Genomic DNA, 17,570 nt, shown 5'->3' with positions numbered 1-17,570 from the left:
GGAAGTTTTTTGAAATGGAGATTCCGCGACAGGTGACGGACTCCTGCGGACCAGAACTGGATTTTTTCCAACTCCTGTGCGAAATATGACAGAAACGTCACGTAACGCTCCGATGCGCGAAAAGCTGGTCATTTCATTGTTGGGATTTTTCCTCACCGCTCCGGTCTTCGGGGCGCCGGTGATCAGCGAATTCATGGCTGACAACGAAAGCACCGTGCAGGATGAAAACGGGGAATTTTCCGACTGGTTGGAAATTCACAATCCGGACGCCACACCCGTCGCCCTCGCGGATTGGTATCTCACGGACAACGCGTCGAACCTGACGAAATGGAGGTTTCCGGCAGTGACCCTCCAACCGGGGCAGTTCCTGCTGGTGTGGGCCTCCAGCAAGAACCGGCGGACGCCGGGGTCCCCGCTGCACACGAATTTCTCGTTGTCCAAAGACGGGGAGTTCCTCGGCTTGGTCAAGCCGGACGGAGTGACGGTGGCGCATTCCTACTCGCCGAAGTTCCCGGCGCAACTCGGGGATGAGGCGTATGGACTGAGATTCCAGACGACCACCCTGCTCCCGGCCGGGACCGCGGGCAAATATCAGGTCCCGACGGCGGCTGGCGTCCCTGCGGAAAATTGGAACCAACCGGGATTTGTCGATTCCTCGTGGGCGGGCGGGCAGAGCGGTTATGGGTTCGGCCTCAGCGTGCCGGGCATCACCGTGCGGCAGGTCGCGAAAAACGGCGGCATCGGCGGACTGGTGGACGCGCTCAACCTGGCATCCCTGCCGGAGAACGACCCACAGGTGCTGAGGACGGACAAGGGAATCTACCCGGTGGTGAATTTCCTCGGTGCCGGGTCGGAAGGCCGCTACGGCAACAACGAATCGCTGCCCAGCGGGGAGAATTACGTGGTCGTCGCTACCGGCACGCTGACCATCCCCACGGCCGGAACCTACACCTTCGGCCTGAATTCCGACGACGGCGGACGCATCCTCATCGATGGGGTGGAAATCATGCGGGACGACACTTTCCACGGACCGCAGGATTTCTTCGGAACCATCGGCCTGGCCGCCGGTCCGCACACTTTCGAAGCGGTGATGTTCCAAGGAACCGGTGGGGATTGCGTGGAGTTTTTCGCGGCGCCGGGGCAGAGGACGAGTTTCGATTCGAGCGCTTTCCGGCTCGTCGGCGACGTCGCGAACGGCGGACTGGCCGTAACGACCACTCCGGCGGATGCGAACGGGCTGGTGAGAACCAACATGCAGGGATCCCTCGCGGGTGGAAAGACCAGCGCCTACTTCCGCCTTCCCTTTTCCACGACCGGACCGGGAACCGCGACCGCACTCTCTCTGGTGATGCGGTATAATGACGGATTTTCCGCATGGCTCAACGGCCAGCCGGTGGCGGCGGCGAACGCGCCTTCCCCATTGCTGTGGAACTCGGCGGCGACAGCGGTGCGGTCCAACGCCCAGACCTTGCGACGGCAGGGATTCGACCTGACCGCGTCCCTGCCATCCCTCGCGAACGGGCAGAACCTGCTCGCCATCCAGGGGCTGAACGCCTCCACCGGAGCCGGTGATTTCCTTGTCCTGCCCGAACTGGTGGCGGGAAGCCTGGATGCGACCGCCGGTCCCGCCATCTATGGCGAGGGAACGGCGACGCCGGGCTGGCTCAACGGGCAGCCGAGTTCGTTGGGAAATGTGGCGCCACTGGCATTCGGCCGGGTGCGGGGCATCTTCACCACGGGTTTCAGCCTGCCCATCACCTGCGCCACTCCGGGGGCGGTGATCCGCTATACCACGGACGGCTCCACTCCGAGCGCCACCAACGGCACGCTCTACTCCGGCCCCCTCACCATTTCCAAAACGACGGTGGTGCGGGCCGTCGCGACCATCCCCGGCTGGCGGTCCGCGCCGGTGGACACCCATTCGTATGTTTTCCCGGCGGACGTCCTCGTGCAGTCGCCGACCGGCGCGGCACCTCCCGGGTGGCCCTCATCCAGCGGAACCTCGCAGATCATGGACTATGGGATGGACCCGGACATCGTGAACAACGGCAACCCGGACATCGGCGGCCCCGCCACGGTCAGGGCCGCGCTGCTTGCCCTGCCATCGGTGATGGTGACCACGGATCTGCCGAACCTGCTCAACATCGGCGGTTCGCAGGGGATCTATTCCAACCCGGGCAACCGGGGACTGGCATGGGAGCGCGCCGCGTCGCTGGAATGGATCAATCCCCCAAACGCGGAAAATCCGAACGGCACCAGCGAGTTCCAGATCACCGGCGGAATGCGCGTGCGCGGGGGATTCTCCCGCAGCACCGACAATCCGAAACACGCGCTGCGTTTCATTTTCCGGGATGAATACGGCGCGGGGAAGCTGAACTACCCGCTCTTCGGCAGGGATGCGGCGCAGGAGTTCGACAAGATCGACCTGCGCACCGCCCAAAATTACTCATGGTCGTTCGAGGGCAACGACCAGAACACGTTCCTCCGTGAGGAATCCTGCCGCCAGGCCCAGCTCGACATGGGACAGCCCGGATCGCATGTGCGTTATTTCCACCTCTACCTGAACGGGGTTTACTGGGGGATCTACGATCTGGATGAACGGACTGAAGCCGCGTTTTCCGAATCCTACCTGGGCGGGGACCAGGATGACTATGATGTGGTGAAGGCCGAGAGCGACGCGGATTTCGTCACGGTCGCCACGGACGGAAACCTCGTCGCATGGCAGGATCTGTTCACCAAGGCGAAGGCCACCCGTGCCTCGCCGACAAACGCGAACTACTTCAAGCTCATGGGCCTCGCGGCGGACGGAGTCACAACGACCTCGGACCCGGTCCTGTTGGATGTGGACAATCTCATCGACTACAACCTGATGACGTTCTGGTCAGGAAACCTCGACGGCTGTGTCTCCAATTTCCTCGGAAACAACCGTGCGAACAATTGGTCCGGCAGCCGGCGGCGGGATGGGAACCCTCGCAAGGGATTCCAATTTTTCGTCCACGACTTCGAACACACCCTTCTCAACGTGAACGAAGACCGGACCGGCCCCTACACCAACAACGAGATCGAATCCAACGTCTCTTATTATAATCCGCTCTATATCCACCAAGATCTCATCTCGAATGTGGAATACAAGATGCGCTGGGCCGACCGGGTGCACCGTCACCTTTTCAACAATGGCGCGCTGACACCGGAGGCGTGGCAGAACCGGATCAACAAGCTCGCCGCCTTCGTGGATCCCGCCATCGCTGCTGAAAGCGCCCGCTGGGGAGATTCCAAGACCCATCCGCCCCGCACGCGGCAGAATTGGATCAACGCGCAGAACACACTCATTTCCTACCTCACGCCGAGGAACGGGATCGTCCTCGGCCAGCTCCGCGCCGACGGCCTCTACCCCTCGCTCGACGCTCCTGTCCTCAGCCCTTACGGCGGCTACCAGCCCAGCGGCGTGGAAGTCGCCGTCCAAGGCCCGCCCTCGGCCACACTCCACTACATGGCGGACGGCAGCGATCCGCGGGCCGTCGGCGGCGCCCTGCGCTCCGGCGCGCTCACCTATACCGCCAGCACCACCAGCGAAGACCTCGTTCCATGGTCCGCCAGCGGCTGGAAATACCAGGGAAATGGCAGCGACCTCGGCACGGCATGGAGGAACGACGGTTACAACGACAGCTCCTGGCCCACCGGCACGGCGGAACTCGGCTACGGCGACAACGACGAGGCCACGGTGGTCACCTATCCCGGCCCTCTGAAACCCGCGACCTGCTATTTCCGCCGCACCTTCTCCGTCACCGATCCCGACTCGATCACCAGCCTCGCGCTCACCGTCGAGTATGACGACGCCTACGCCGTTTATCTCAATGGCAACCGCATCGCCGGGAACCTCCCGACCAATCCCGCCTACAATTATTATACCGGAAATCCCATCGAGGACACCATCACCCCTCCCATCGCCATCCCGCCGGGGGCGCTCCGCGCGGGCGGCAACACGCTCGCCGTGGAAATCCACCAGAGCGGCGACGGCAGCAGCGACCTGAGCATGAACCTCTCGCTCGTCGCCACCCGCTCCACCACCTCCACCCCGCTTGTTCTGACCGGCACCGGTCCCCGCACCGTGCGTTTCCGTGCGAAGAACGGCAGCACCTGGAGCGCCCTTTCCGAGTCCACCTACCAGCTCGGCACCACCGCCCCCACCCCTGCCAATCTCGTGGTTTCGGAGATCTCGTATTTCCCGCCGCCACCGGATGGCGATGCGGAATTCATCGAGCTGTACAACCCCGGCACCACCACGGTGGACCTCGCCGGAGCGCGTTTCACCGACGGCATCGACTTCACCTTCCCCGCCGCCTCCACGCTCGCTCCCGGAGGACGCGTGCTCATCGTGCAAAACATCGCCGCCTTCCAAAGCAAGCACGGCACCGGCAAACCCATCTCCGGGATTTTCCAGAATGAAACCGCACTCTCGAACACCGGCGAGCACCTCCGTCTTGAAACACCCTCCGGCGGCGTCCTGCTGGACTTCAGCTATGGCATCGATTTCCCGTGGCCCAGCCCTGCCACCGGCCACAGCATGATCCTCCTGAATCCCGCCGACCCGGAAAACCCCCTCTCATGGCGGCCCAGCGCCCAGCTCAACGGCAATCCCGGAAGCGGCGACTCCTTCACCCGTCCGCCGGGCCAGAGCCTGCTGGACTACGCCCTCTCCCAACCCGGTCCCGCGCTCGATACCACCGGAAACTTCACCGTCACCCGCCGCCTCGGAGCCGATGACGCCACCCTGGTGCCCGAGTGGTCCACCGATCTGATCGAATGGAAAACCAACGCCCTCACCTTCACCGCCGAGACTCCCAACAGTTCGGGCACCTCCAAACTCACTTGGAAACTCGATCCGCTGCCGGAGGAGAAAACGTTCATCAGGCTGCGGGTGGTGGAGAAGTAACATCTTCATCATTTGACTTCATGCCGACTTTTTGGCACGTTGTCGCATCGTGAAAGGACTCGAACAAATCACCAAAGACGCGATGGATCTGCCGCCCCGGCAGAAGATAGCACTCGCGGGATTTCTGCTTGAGACCACATCCATCGAGAACGATCCGGATGCCGAAGCGGCATGGGATCATGAAATTGGCGAACGCATCCATGCCATCGATCAGGGCTGGGTTACCGGCGTTCCATACTCCGAGGTGATGACGGCGGCGAAGCGACTCCTGGCGCAATGACGATCCGCTTCATCGACGAAGCATTGGAAGAATTCCTCGACGCTATTTCCTATTACGAAGAAGCCGGATCCGGGTTGGGTGAACGATTCCAAAATGAAGTGGATCGATGTGTTTCATCGATCGCCGCTCGTCCGGAAATCTATCGAATCCGCTCCGGAACCCATCGACGCATCAATCTCAGGATGTTTCCCTATTACATTCCATATGTGATTAAAAATGAAATCTTGTGGGTGCTGGCTGTCGCGCATTCCAGCCGCCGCCCCAGCTATTGGATTTCACGGCGAAAACCGGTTGACTGATTCATTTCGATAATCGCGCCGAAATTTCATCGGGCTTCCATCAGGGATTCACAAGACCCGCCCAGTCTGTGAATCATCCATGAGTCCCACCTTCCGATCCACTTTCCCGCGGCAACTCGGTTTCTGGACGTTTCATTGCAGCGTGAATGCCTTGCCCAGCTTCTTCGTCGCCATGTTTTTCAGCGATCTATACAAGAATCCCGCCGCGGTGATGGCCATGCTTTCCGTCATAGGGATCTTCATCCTGTCGTATGCGGTCCTCACTTCGTTTCCGTCTCCCCTGTCAGATGAGCGCCACATTCTGGCCCGGGCTCTGAAAGCGGGGGTCGAGGCTCGTAGCTGGTTCTCCGTTTTTATCATCCCCATTCCATCTCTGGGTGGGCTTCTGATTCTGCCGGATGTCTGGTGCGGCTGGATTTCGGCCATGATCGTCGATTTCGGAGCCCGTCAGGTCGGCTGCAGGGCCCGGCTAACAGATTCCCCCCAATTCAGTCGGATTTGCCGAAATGTTCATCACCACGGTGATTCAAGGCGTGATTCTTTCCTTCATCGTCCTCCTCTTCTGTTTTTGCGCCCTCATGGTCCTCCAGGCCCGCGACCGCCGGGAGTTTTTCGCAAGCGAGGAGAAACGGCGTGTCGCGAGGCACAGGGACCGGCACCCCGGCCTGCCTGACATGGATGTCTGACATGAAACCCTCCGCTGGCGATTTCACCCGCCTTTCATCAAGACTTCACCGGGGCCTGCCAGCCTCTGGGACTTCCATGACCGACACCACCTTCCGATCCACCTTCCCCCGGCAACTGCGCTTCTGGGCGTTTCATTGCTCCCTGAACGCCTTGCCGAGCCTGTACATCGCTCTTTTCTACATGGGATTACGGAACAACCCCGGAGCGATCGCGGCAATGGCTGCAGCGATCGGCACCTTCATCCTGCTTTACGCCACACTCACCTCGTTGCGCGGTCCGCTTGCCGATGGCGGGCACATCCTTTCACGGTCGCTGCGGCTGGGTGCGAAAATCCGGGGGTGGATCTCCGCGCTCTCGCTGTTGTTAATATGGACGCCTGCCATATTTTTCACTCCCGACACATGGTGCGGGATGCTTGCCATGAACATTTTCAACCATCTGGCTCCCTACGCCGGTTACACCAGCACGTTCGGTGGCACTCCATCGTCCGATGCCAGCAGTAATTTCTTTCCCGTTTACAGCGTCACCCTCCTTGAAGGGTTCATCCTCTCGTTCCTGCTCCTGCTGGTGTCCTTCTTCTCCATCCTTGTCATCCAGGCAAGAGACCGCCGGGAATTTTTCTCCGCCGCACGGAAGCAGCGGTTCGCCCCGCTCCGGAATCGCAGCCCTTTGCCACCCATGGCCAAACGCCCGCAGAAGGCATCACAAGGACCACCTGCTGAATAGAAGGGCAGCGGGGGTTTTCGGAATTGCCAGCCCTCACTGCGGGCGATCTGGGACGAAATGCTCACACCCACCGGGTTGCCTGAAAAACCGGATACCATTGAAGCAACGACCTAGCGACCGCTCCGGTGAGGTTTGGATCCGGCGGCTCAAGCCGGGGAATTCGAATTTTTCGTCACGCGGATTCGATTTTTCCCGAATCCCGCCTTGCCATTTGCGGTAAAAACCTGCATAGCCCGCCCCCCTTCCCGCCGAAGGCCGCACTCATCACTTGTTCCCATGTCCTTGAAAATTCGCAATCTCGCCATCATCGCCCACGTTGACCATGGGAAAACCACGCTCGTCGACCAGCTTCTCCAAGCCGGTGGAACCTACCGTGAGAACCAGGCCACACAAGAGCGCGCCATGGACTCCATGGACCTCGAGCGCGAGAAGGGCATCACCATCAAGGCGAAGAATACCGCCATTCTCTGGGAAGGCTACACCATCAACATCGTCGACACCCCGGGCCACGCCGACTTCGGTGCCGAGGTGGAGCGCGTGATGAAGATGGTCGATGGCGTTCTGCTCGTCGTGGACGCTTCCGGCGGCCCGCAGGCGCAGACCCGCTTCGTGCTCCGCAAGGCGATGCAGGAAGGCCTCAAGCCGATCGTCGTCGTCAACAAGATCGACCGCCCTCTCGCGACTCCTGAAAAGGTCCACGACCAGGTGCTCGAGCTCCTCATGGACCTGGACGCCGATGAGGACCAGTTCAACGCGCCATTCTGTTACGGCTCCGCCCGTGACGGCTATTTCATGGACAGCCCGGATGACGAGCGCAAGGACTGCATCCCGCTCCTCAAGAAGATCATCGAACACATCCCGGCTCCGAAGGCGGATCCGGACGCTCCTTTCCTCATGCTCGTCTCCAACATCGAGTGGGACGAATACGTCGGCCGCGTGGCCGTCGGCAAGGTCCTCGGCGGCAGCGTGAAAAAGGGCGACACCGTTTACCTTCTCCGCGAGGACGGTTCCAAGGTCCAGTCCAAGGTCATGAAGACCTTCACCTACTCCGGTCTCGCCACGGCGGACTCGGAAGGCTGTGGCGCGGGCGGCATCGTCGGCATCGCCGCCGGCATTGAAAACATCGCCATCGGTGAAACCATCGCCGGCACTCCGGACCAGGAACCGCTTCCATTCGTCGCCATCGACCCGCCGACGGTCTCGATGCAGTTCTCCATCAACGACGGCCCGCTCGCCGGCAAGGAAGGCAAGCACGTCACCTCCCGCGCCATCCGCGAGCGCCTGATGCGCGAGCTGAAGACCAACATTTCCATCACTGTCGAGGACACCGACACCTCCGGTGTCTTCAACGTCTCCGCCCGTGGATCGATGCAGATCGCCGTCCTCGTCGAGCAGATGCGCCGTGAAGGATTCGAGGTCCTCGTTTCCCGTCCGGTCGTGATCTTCCGCCGCGACGACGCCGGCAAGCTCCTCGAACCGTTCGAAACCCTCTACGTCGAAGCTCCCGGTGACTACACGCAGGGCATCCTGAAGATCCTCATGAACCGCAAGGGCCTCATGGAACACATGGACACCGAGGCCTCCGGCCGCGTGTTCATCCAGGCGACCATCCCGACCCGCGGCCTCATCGGCTTCGAGACCGAGCTCGTCAACCTGACCTCCGGCCACGGCATCATGTCCCACCTCTTCAAGGAATACGCCCCGCACGCCGGCGACATCCAGAACCGCACGACCGGCACGCTGGTTTCCATGGATTCCGGAGCCGCCACACCGTTCTCCCTGCAAACCTTGGAAGAGCGCGGCATCCTCTTCGTCGCTCCCGGCGACGCGGTCTACGGTGGCATGCTCGTGGGTGAGAACCCGCGCGTCGGCGACCTTCCGGTAAACCCTGTGAAGGAAAAGCACCTCGACAACATGCGTTCCTCCGGCAAGGACAAGACCTCCAAGCTCACGCCCGCCCTCCGCTTCTCGCTCGAGCGCGCCATCGAATACATCGATGCCGACGAACTCGTGGAAGCCACCCCGCAGAACATCCGTCTCCGCAAGCGCATCCTCGACGCGAACGCCCGCAAGCGCGCCGCCAAGGGACCGAACGTGGAAGACCGCAGCAACCGCGGCTGATCGTGGCGGCGGCATCCAACCGCCGGGCCTGTTTTCAAGAAAGCCTCTCGTGCGAACGAGGGGCTTTTTTTGTGTTTCTTATCCCGACCGCGGGCAACTTCCGCCGGTCACCAGGAGGTTGCCCGCGGCTTTTCGATGACAAACTTTCCCTCCGTGTTTTTGACGAGCCGCCACAAAGGAACACCATGACAGCGGTGAAGAGCGTATTTCAAAAAACGCGACCCATACCCATCGCCGAAAAAATAGTATTTCGGAGGATTGCTCCCCTTGGGCGGCAGCCCGGGCGGATTCGCGACGAATGCCTTCAAGGGTTCTTCGAAAACCCGCGAGGATATCAGGCCCATTGCTGAGAACGCCGCCGACAATCTCCGGAATTCACCGCCTTTGATTTCCTCAATCAGGAAAGCCTCCGTCGCCGGGCCGTCAAGCTCGTGCATCGCCTTCGCCATGGAGGCGAGCCACCATTCCCCGATTCCACCGTTGATCGCTTTCAAATACCCGTCCCTCAAAAAACTCCATTGAGACACATCACGTGTGGCTCCCATCGATTTGATCGCCGACACGAAATCATATTTCGACCTCTCTCCGCGATTGCCCTCTATGTCCATCATCATGGACTCCCGCAATGCGGCTGTGGAAACATGAAGCGTTTCGGTTTCTGCCCACATTTTGTCCAGATCCCGGTCTTCGTTCTCGAAAAACGGATCGGGCCCCCGCAGCAACCGATGGATGGCTTTGAAAGCCACATCCGATGGATCTCGATTCGCCACCTCCAAAGCTTTTCCCAGCAACTCAAACCGATCCCCTTTCGAAATCGCGTCAAGGCACGCGGTGTCGACCGATGGATCGTTCATTGAAATCAAGATTTCGAATTCCTCCCGTGTATAGGCGCGCATGCTTTTCCTCCGATACTCGTCCAAGGTTTGCGACCGGAGCAACGCGCCGAAAAGACCGAACCGCTTGTTGAGGAACACACTTTCTCCCGTGATTTTCACCACCTCCTCATCCCCGCTGCCGAGCATTTCCCCGATCAGTTCCCCGCTGGTGGATGGGTCTCGAGCCAAAATGGACGCGGCCTTCCTGCGGAGGTTCGGATTGTCACTCCGCAATCGCTCCGACAGTGCCGCCGGATCGTTCAGAAGGGGCGGATCGCCTTGGAAGCCATTCTTTCCATAGTCCAGCACCGCCACCCAATCCTGTCTGTCCCGAACAAGGCCCAGCAGGTCTGCGAACAGCAACATCCGGCGATCACGCTCCGTTTGTTCCTCCGACTTGTTGATCAGATTCCGCCCGTTTGCCGCCTGCGGCGTCTCAAGAGGAAACTCCCGCTCGATCAATTGACAGGAAACGGCCGCGAGTTTGTCGTCGCGGATTTTTTCAAAAGCTCTGAATACCCCCAGAATCAATTCTTTCCGAATCCATACCTTCGCGCTTCCCCCAAATTGTCCACATCCAACCGAGCCAGCCCGATAACGGCAGAAGCCCGTTTTCACAAAGTCATGCCCGCAGGCCCTCCCATTGATCTCTTCGTAGATCATCAGCCTTCCTTTCGAAAACTTCGCGAGCCGGGGTTCCTCCGCCGTGTTGTAAAGATACCTTATCAACTGATGGCTCTTCCCATAGGGAATGCCGAGAATGGAGCGCTCCACCCCCGATTTCGTCGCCAGACAGCGGGAGCAGACAGAAGAATAGGAAAGGGTCTGCTTTGTGGACATCACCGCCAACCCCATGATCACGGCCAAGCCTCCCCACATGAGAATCCGCAGAATAATCTTCCACCAGTAATTCATCAAATCACTGATATCCTGTTTCCACCGCTTGCACAGAAGAATTGGAGATTGGCAACTATCAGCGGGAGCGCCGAACTCATTCCGCGCAGCCATTTCCAGAGCAGCAGCTGCCGCCTCCTTCGGACACCCGCGTGGTATGGAATGCGAATGCATGCAGCGCCGCCATCCTGACGACTGCTCCGCCGGGCATCCTGTCCGGCGGAAACTCACCGGGGGACAGGATGTCCCCGGCAGGCAGCGCTCGGGATGAGCGCGCTCCTCACCATTCCCCGCCCACCGCTTTCGCCAGTTGCACGGACAAGGCCAGGCGTTCGGCGCGGACGGCGTTGCCGAGGCGTTCGGCTTCGAGGCGGGTTCTTTCCGCGTCCACCACATCGAGGTAGCCGACGAGGCCGGCGTCGTAGCGCTGGGTGGAGAGATCCGCGGTCTCGCGGGCGGCGGCGGTGGCTTCGTTCTGGGCGCTCTGGCGGCGGACGATCACCGAGGAGGCTTGCAGGGCGTTCTCGACCTCACGGACCGCGTCGAGCACGATCTGGCGGTATTCCGCGCCGGCCGCCTCGTGAGCAGCGATGGCGGCATCCCTGCGGTCGCGCAGGAATTTCTGATCCACGATGGGAACGGACACATTGGGTCCGATGGCCCATACCAGTGCGGAGGATTTGAAAAGCTGGCCACCCGACCCTGCTGAGAATCCTCCGCTGCCGTTGATTTGAAACGACGGGTAGTAGGCTGCGATGGACGCACCGATGTCCGCGTTCGCGGCGGCGACACGACGTTCGGCGGCGCGGATGTCGGGACGCTGGAGCAACACCTCGGACGGCAGGCTGACGGGAACGGATGGAGGGCCGGGCAGTTCGGTTTTCGCGGGAAGGGACAAGCCGCCCGCCGCACGTCCCGTGAGCACGGCGATCGCGTTCTGCAGCTCGATGCGGTCCTGGTCCAAGCGGTATTTCTCCGCCTCCGCCGTCGCGACCTCGCCGCGCGCCCGGGAAAGATCGAGCGCGCTGATGGAACCGGCGCCTTCCTGCTGGCTCATGATGTCGAACCCTTTCCGCCGCAATTCAATGGTCCGGGCGAGCAGGTCGCGGTCGGCATCGACCGCCCGCAGCGCCCAATACGTCTGGGCGACCTCCCCGACGACGGTAAGCCGCAGCGCGCTGAAATTTTCCTGACTCGCGTCGGCCAGGGCGTTGGCGGATTCCACCTGGCGGCGGACCTTTCCCCAGACATCGAGCTCGTAGGAGAGATCCCCCGGAACACTGACGTTGTTCTCCACCCCGTTGTCGCGGGACTTCGAGCGGGAGGCGGACGCCCCGATGTCGATGCTCGGGAAATAGCGCCCCCGCGCGGCCCGGCTGAGCGCGCGCGCCTGCTTCACACGGGCGGCGGCTCCGGTCAGTTCCTGATTGTTCGCCAGCGCCTGCTCCACGAGACCATCGAGGGTTCCGTCGTTGTAGAGTTTCCACCAGGAACGGGGTTTCGGCAGCGAATCCGGCGAGCGCTTTGTCCAATCCACCCCGCCGTTCGAGAACGACACGGGAAGATTGATGACGGGCGTCTGATGATCCGGCCCGAGAGGTTTGCAGGCGGCGAGAAGGAGGAATGTCAGAAGTGAAAATGATTTCATGATTGGATTTCCGGTTGTGGTTTCTTCACGCCCACCCTCTCGAGCACAACGTAGAAGATCGGGGTGAGGAACAGTCCGAAGAACGTGACGCCGATCATCCCGGCGAACACCGCGACGCCCATCGCCGTGCGCATCTCCGCGCCCGCGCCGCTTGCGACGACCAGCGGGAACACACCCGCGATGAAGGCGATGGAGGTCATCAGGATGGGACGCAGGCGGAGCCTCGAAGCCTCGACGGCGGCCTCGACGACACCCTTGCCTTCCTCGCGCAGCTTCACGGCGAACTCCACGATGAGGATCGCGTTCTTCGCGGCGAGGCCGATGAGCACGATCAGGCCGATCTGCGTGAAGATGTTGTTGTCGCCATCCGTGAGCCAGACGCCCGTCATCGCGGCGAGCAGGGCGGTGGGCACGATGAGCAGCACCGCGAAGGGCAGGCGGAAGCTCTCATACTGCGCGGCCAGCACCAGGAACACCAGCATGATGCTGAGCGGGAAGATGACCATGCCGGTGTTGCCCGCGATGATCTTCTGGTAGGTCAGGTCCGTCCAATCCAGCACCATGCCCTTCGGCAGTGTCTCGGCGGCGATTTTCTCCATGATGGCCTCGGCCTGGCCGGAGCTGTATCCGGGGGCGGGGCCGCCGTTGATCTCCGCGGCGGAGTAGCCGTTGTAGCGCATCGCGCGGTCGGGACCATAGGTCTCGTTCACCTTCATCACGGAGCCGAGCGGCACCATCTTGCCGTCCAGGTTGCGGGTCTTGAGCTTGGTGATGTCCTCCGCGTTCGTGCGGAATTTGGCGTCCGCCTGCGCCACCACCTGGTAGGTCCGGCCGAAGCGGTTGAAGTCGTTCACATAAAGCGAACCCAGGTTGATCTGCATCGCCTCGAAAATGTTCCCAAGCGGCACGCCCTGCTGCTTGGCCTTTCCGCGGTCGATCTCGGCCTCAAGCTGGGGCGTGTTCACGGTGAATCCGGAGAACGCGCCGGCCAGTCCCGGCGTCTGGTTCGCCTTCGCGACCAGGGCCTGCGTGGCGGTGAAAAGCTCGTCGTAGCCGAGGCCCGCACGATCCTCCACGTAGAGTTTGAAGCCGCCCGTCGTGCCCAGTCCGTTGACCGGAGGCGGAGGAACGACGGCGATGAACGCGTCCTGGATTTCCGAAAACTCCTTGTTGAGCTGCGCGGCGATTTCCGGACCGGACATGCCCTCCCCCTTGCGGTCTTCGAAGGGCTTGAGGTTCACGAACGCGATGCCGGAGTTCGGGCTGTTGGTGAAGCCGTTGATGGAAAGCCCGGGAAACGCGATGGAGTCGCTGACGCCGGGGTGCTTGAGCATGATGTCACCCATGCGCCGGATGACCGCGTCCGTGCGCTCCAGCGAGGCACCCTCCGGAAGCTGGGCGAAGGCGACGAGATATTGCTTGTCCTGCGCGGGCACGAAGCCGGACGGCACTTTCTTGAACACCAGGAAGGTCAGGGCGATCAACCCGGCATACACGATCAGCGCGATGGCGCTGCGGCGGATCAACCGCGCCACCCCGGCGGAGTATTTTTCGGAAGCCCACTCGAAGAAGCGGTTGAACGGGCGGAACAACCAGCCGAGCCCCTTGTCCATGACCTTCGAAAGCCCGTCCTTCGGCGCATGGTGGTCACGCAGCAGAAGCGCCGCGAGCGCGGGGGAAAGCGTGAGCGAGTTGAACGCGGAAATCACCGTGGAGATCGCGATGGTGATGGCGAACTGTTTGTAGAACTGGCCGCTCAGGCCGCTGATGAAAGCCGTGGGGATGAACACCGCGGACAACACCAGCGCTGTCGCGACGATGGGCCCGGTCACCTCTCGCATCGCCCGCCGCGTGGCCTCCACCGGTGAGAAACCGAGGGCGATGTTCCGCTCCACGTTCTCCACGACCACGATGGCGTCGTCCACGACGATGCCGATGGCCAGCACGAGGCCGAACAACGAAAGCGCGTTGATCGAGAAGCCGAGCATGTGCATGACCGCGAAGGTGCCGACCAGCGAGACCGGCACGGCGGCGAGCGGGATGATCGAGGCCCGCCAGGTTTGCAAAAAGAGGATCACCACCAGCACCACCAGCAGGATCGCCTCCAGCAGCGTGTGCACCACCGCGTCGATGGAGTGCCGGACGAAGACGGTCGGGTCGTAGGCGATCTTGTAGTCGAGGCCATCCGGGAAATCCGCCTTCAGGGTTTCCATGGTCTTGCGGACATTGTTGGAGAGCTCGATGGAGTTGGAGCCGGGAAGTTGGAAAATGGGAATCGCGACGGCGGTCTTGTTGCTGAGCAGCGAGCGCAGCGCGTATTCGGACGCGCCGAGTTCGACGCGCGCGACATCCCGCAGCAGGGTTCGTTCGCCGTGCTCGCCGATTTTCACGACGATCTCCTCGAACTCCTGTTCGGTGACAAGACGCCCCTTCGTGTTGATCAGCAGTTCGGTGTCCGCCGACTGCGGGTTCGGCTGCTGGCCGACGGCTCCCGCCGCGACCTGGACGTTCTGTTCACGGATGGCCGCGACCACGTCGCCGGAGGTCATCCCGCGCGCCGCCACCTTGTTCGGATCCAGCCAGATCCGCATCGCGTAGTCGCCGGAGCCGAAGAGCTGCACCTGGCCGACGCCGGGCAGGCGGGTGAGCACGTCACGCACCTGCAGCGTCGCGTAGTTTCTCACGTAGATGTCGTCGAAGCGGTTGTCCGGCGAAAGCAGGTGGACGACCATCGTCAGGTCCGGCGAACTCTTGATGGTGGTCACGCCCAGCCGCCGGACTTCCTCCGGGAGCTTCGGCAGCGCCTGCGCCACGCGGTTCTGCACCTGCACCTGCGCGTCGTCGGGATTCGTGCCGAGCTTGAAGGTGACCGTCAGCGTCATCACGCCGTCGCTGGTCGCCTGGGAAAACATGTAGATCGAGTTTTCCACCCCGTTGATCGATTGCTCCAGCGGCGTGGAGACCGTTTCGGCGATGGTTTTCGGGTTCGCGCCGGGGTAGACGGCGCGCACCACGACGGTGGGAGGAATGACCTCGGGATACTCGCTGACCGGCAGCGTCCAGAGGGAGATCGCCCCGACGAGGAAGGTCACGATCGATAGCACGCCCGCGAAGATCGGTCGTTTGATGAAGAAGTCTGAGAAGTTCATGGCAGAAAATGGGCGTGGTTCGCCTGTGATTGGTAAATGAGGGGCTCGCCGGGGGGAGAGGGGGGAGGATTATGGGATCACTGGAGCTGTGGATCGACCTTCGCACCGGCGGCCACGCGCTGGAGGCCGTTGGTGATGACGCGGTCACCGGCGGCGATGCCTTCGCGGATCACGCGCTTGCCGTCGACCACGGGGCCGAGTTTCACCGTGCGGTAGGCCACCGTGTTGTCCGGAGCGACGGTGAAGACGTATTTCTGGTTCTGGTTGGTGCCGATGGAACGCTCGTTGACGAACAACGCGGGCTCCGGGGCGCTCACCGGAAGCCGCACGCGGGCCGACAGGCCGGGGATGAGCTTGCCGTCGGGATTCGGGAAAACCATCCGCAGCACGAGGCTGCCGGTGCCTTGATCGAGGCGGTTGTTGGTGGACTCGATGTAGCCGCGCCGCGAAAACTGCTGCTCGTCGCTCAGCTCCATTTCCACCGGCACCCGACCTTCCGTGGTCACGATCCGGTTCTCCCTGCTGAGACGGTTGAAGGTCAGCAGCGTCGCCTCGTCGATGTCCGCATAGACGTGCACGTCGCCATCCGAAACGATGGTCGTCAGCAGGGTGCCGCTGCCCGGCGAGCCGGAAATCAGGTTGCCGGCCGTGACATACGCCCGGCTGACCCGTCCGCTGATGGGGGCCTTCACCTCGGTGTATTCAAGATCCAGCCGCGCGTTCGCAAGCGTGGCTTCGGCTGCGGCGAGGTCCGCCTTTTCCTCGGCGAGCTTCGATTCACGGACGTCCGCCTCCTCGATGGAGACCGCGCGGGTGGCCAGCAGGTCGGTGGTGCGCCGCGCCTGGTTCTCCGCGATCTTCACCCGGACCCTGCCCCGCTCCACCACCGCCGCGGCGATGTCATACTGCGCCTTGTACCAACGCGGATCGATACGGAACAACACCTCCCCCTTCGCCACCGTCTGGCCCGCCTTCAAACGCACCTCCTCGATGTGTCCGGAAACCCGTGGCCGCACCTCCACCGACTCGATGGCTTCGACCCGGCCCAGCAATTCCTGATGATCCACCACCGTCCGCTGCTCGACGGCGGCAATGGTCACCTTCGGCGGCGGCATGGCGACCGGAGCGCCGCCTTCCTCGGCCGCGGTGGCACGATTGGTGAAATGATAGGTGACGGCTCCGAGGCCGCCCACCACGGCGAGGGCGGCGATCGGTGACCAGAAGCGGGAGATGATGATTGGATTCATGGCGATATTCGTAAGCGTTTGATTTGTAGTTGACTATTTAGTAAACAATAAATTGCGAAAATTTTTTAGCCAGCGGTTGCCGCCTGATAACCGACGAGCATGTTTCTCGATGTCTCGGGCAGGCTTTGGAGGTAGCTGAGATCGTTGTGAATGCGTGCCTGGGCGAGGCTGCCCTCAAAAAATGAGAACAGGCATTTCGCCATTTTCGCGGCATCGCCAGGAGCGATCAGCCCCTCCGCCTGCGCGTCACGAATGGCGGACTCGAAGTAACGAAGCTGCTGGCCGAGGATCTCCCGGGCCTTTTCACTAACGGCCTCGTCCTCACTGCTCGTCTCGGAACCTACTGAAAAACAAGGACAACCCAGTACCTGACCGTGTTCCTCCTGAACCTCGATCTGGCCTTCGTAAACCGTCCTCATGAAATCCGAAATGCGGTCCAAGGGCGCGGACGAGGCGGAGAAAATCTTGTCCCATGTCTCTTTCCCACACGCATACCAGCTCTCGTGGAGGGCAGCGGCGGCGAGGGCGGACTTGGAGTCGTAGAAGTAATAGAAGCTCCCCTTCTTGACTCCGGCCTTTTCGCAGATGGCGTCAATGGTCAGCACGCCGTAACTGCGCTTCCAGATCAGATCCAGCGCAGCCTCCAGCAGGCGTTCTTTGGCGTCGCTCTTGCGTCCCATGCGTTTTTAATAGTTTACCTTTTAGTCAAAT

The 17,570-nt window shown here is 61.7% G+C and carries 11 protein-coding genes; 6 read left to right on the top strand and 5 right to left on the bottom strand.

The genetic code is table 11. The features are described from left to right. The first annotated feature begins 85 nt into the window (after positions 1–85). The 6 genes from JIN84_RS07790 to typA all read left to right on the top strand — a co-directional run bounded on the left by JIN84_RS07790 (position 86) and on the right by typA (position 9,046). Positions 86–4,933: a lamin tail domain-containing protein gene (locus JIN84_RS07790; protein WP_200350475.1), complete on the top strand. Its 4,848-nt coding sequence runs from the start codon at positions 86–88 to the stop codon at positions 4,931–4,933. Positions 4,934–4,982: 49 nt separating this feature from the next. Continuing rightward, entirely contained in the window at positions 4,983–5,213 is a 231-nt protein-coding gene (locus tag JIN84_RS07785; RefSeq protein ID WP_200350474.1) for an addiction module protein, read from the top strand. Continuing rightward, entirely contained in the window at positions 5,210–5,512 is a 303-nt protein-coding gene (locus JIN84_RS07780) for a type II toxin-antitoxin system RelE/ParE family toxin (protein WP_200350473.1), read from the top strand. The genes JIN84_RS07785 and JIN84_RS07780 overlap by 4 nt, the downstream gene beginning before the upstream one ends. Before the next feature lie 506 nt (positions 5,513–6,018). After that, complete coding sequence (locus JIN84_RS07775) at positions 6,019–6,198, top strand: hypothetical protein (RefSeq protein ID WP_200350472.1); 180 nt, start codon at positions 6,019–6,021, stop codon at positions 6,196–6,198. A gap of 76 nt (positions 6,199–6,274) precedes the next feature. Further along, positions 6,275–6,925: a hypothetical protein gene (locus JIN84_RS07770; RefSeq protein WP_200350471.1), complete on the top strand. Its 651-nt coding sequence runs from the start codon at positions 6,275–6,277 to the stop codon at positions 6,923–6,925. A gap of 276 nt (positions 6,926–7,201) precedes the next feature. Beyond that, positions 7,202–9,046 carry a translational GTPase TypA gene (typA, locus tag JIN84_RS07765; RefSeq protein WP_200350470.1) on the top strand — a complete coding sequence of 615 codons (1,845 nt, stop codon included), beginning with the start codon at positions 7,202–7,204 and terminating at the stop codon, positions 9,044–9,046. A gap of 107 nt (positions 9,047–9,153) precedes the next feature. On the opposite strand, the gene JIN84_RS07760 is transcribed toward typA, so the two are convergent. The 5 genes from JIN84_RS07760 to JIN84_RS07740 all read right to left on the bottom strand — a co-directional run bounded on the left by JIN84_RS07760 (position 9,154) and on the right by JIN84_RS07740 (position 17,539). Beyond that, positions 9,154–10,800, bottom strand: coding sequence for a hypothetical protein (locus JIN84_RS07760; protein WP_234043308.1), 1,647 nt, complete (start codon positions 10,798–10,800; stop codon positions 9,154–9,156). Between the two features lie 295 nt (positions 10,801–11,095). Then, complete coding sequence (locus JIN84_RS07755) at positions 11,096–12,463, bottom strand: efflux transporter outer membrane subunit (protein WP_200350468.1); 1,368 nt, start codon at positions 12,461–12,463, stop codon at positions 11,096–11,098. Next, complete coding sequence (locus tag JIN84_RS07750) at positions 12,460–15,612, bottom strand: efflux RND transporter permease subunit (RefSeq protein ID WP_200350467.1); 3,153 nt, start codon at positions 15,610–15,612, stop codon at positions 12,460–12,462. The genes JIN84_RS07755 and JIN84_RS07750 overlap by 4 nt, the downstream gene beginning before the upstream one ends. A 77-nt stretch (positions 15,613–15,689) precedes the next feature. Then, positions 15,690–16,859 (bottom strand): efflux RND transporter periplasmic adaptor subunit, encoded by a 1,170-nt coding sequence (locus JIN84_RS07745; RefSeq protein WP_200350466.1) that lies wholly within the window; start codon positions 16,857–16,859, stop codon positions 15,690–15,692. A gap of 65 nt (positions 16,860–16,924) precedes the next feature. Next, positions 16,925–17,539, bottom strand: a complete 615-nt coding sequence (locus tag JIN84_RS07740) for a TetR/AcrR family transcriptional regulator (protein WP_200350465.1) — start codon at positions 17,537–17,539, stop codon at positions 16,925–16,927. Positions 17,540–17,570: the final 31 nt, after the last annotated feature.

The sequence above is a fragment of the Luteolibacter yonseiensis genome (assembly GCF_016595465.1).
Classification (GTDB): domain Bacteria; phylum Verrucomicrobiota; class Verrucomicrobiia; order Verrucomicrobiales; family Akkermansiaceae; genus Luteolibacter; species Luteolibacter yonseiensis.
Note: the sequence above shows the minus strand (reverse complement) of the source record. Positions and strands in the feature narration are given on the sequence as shown.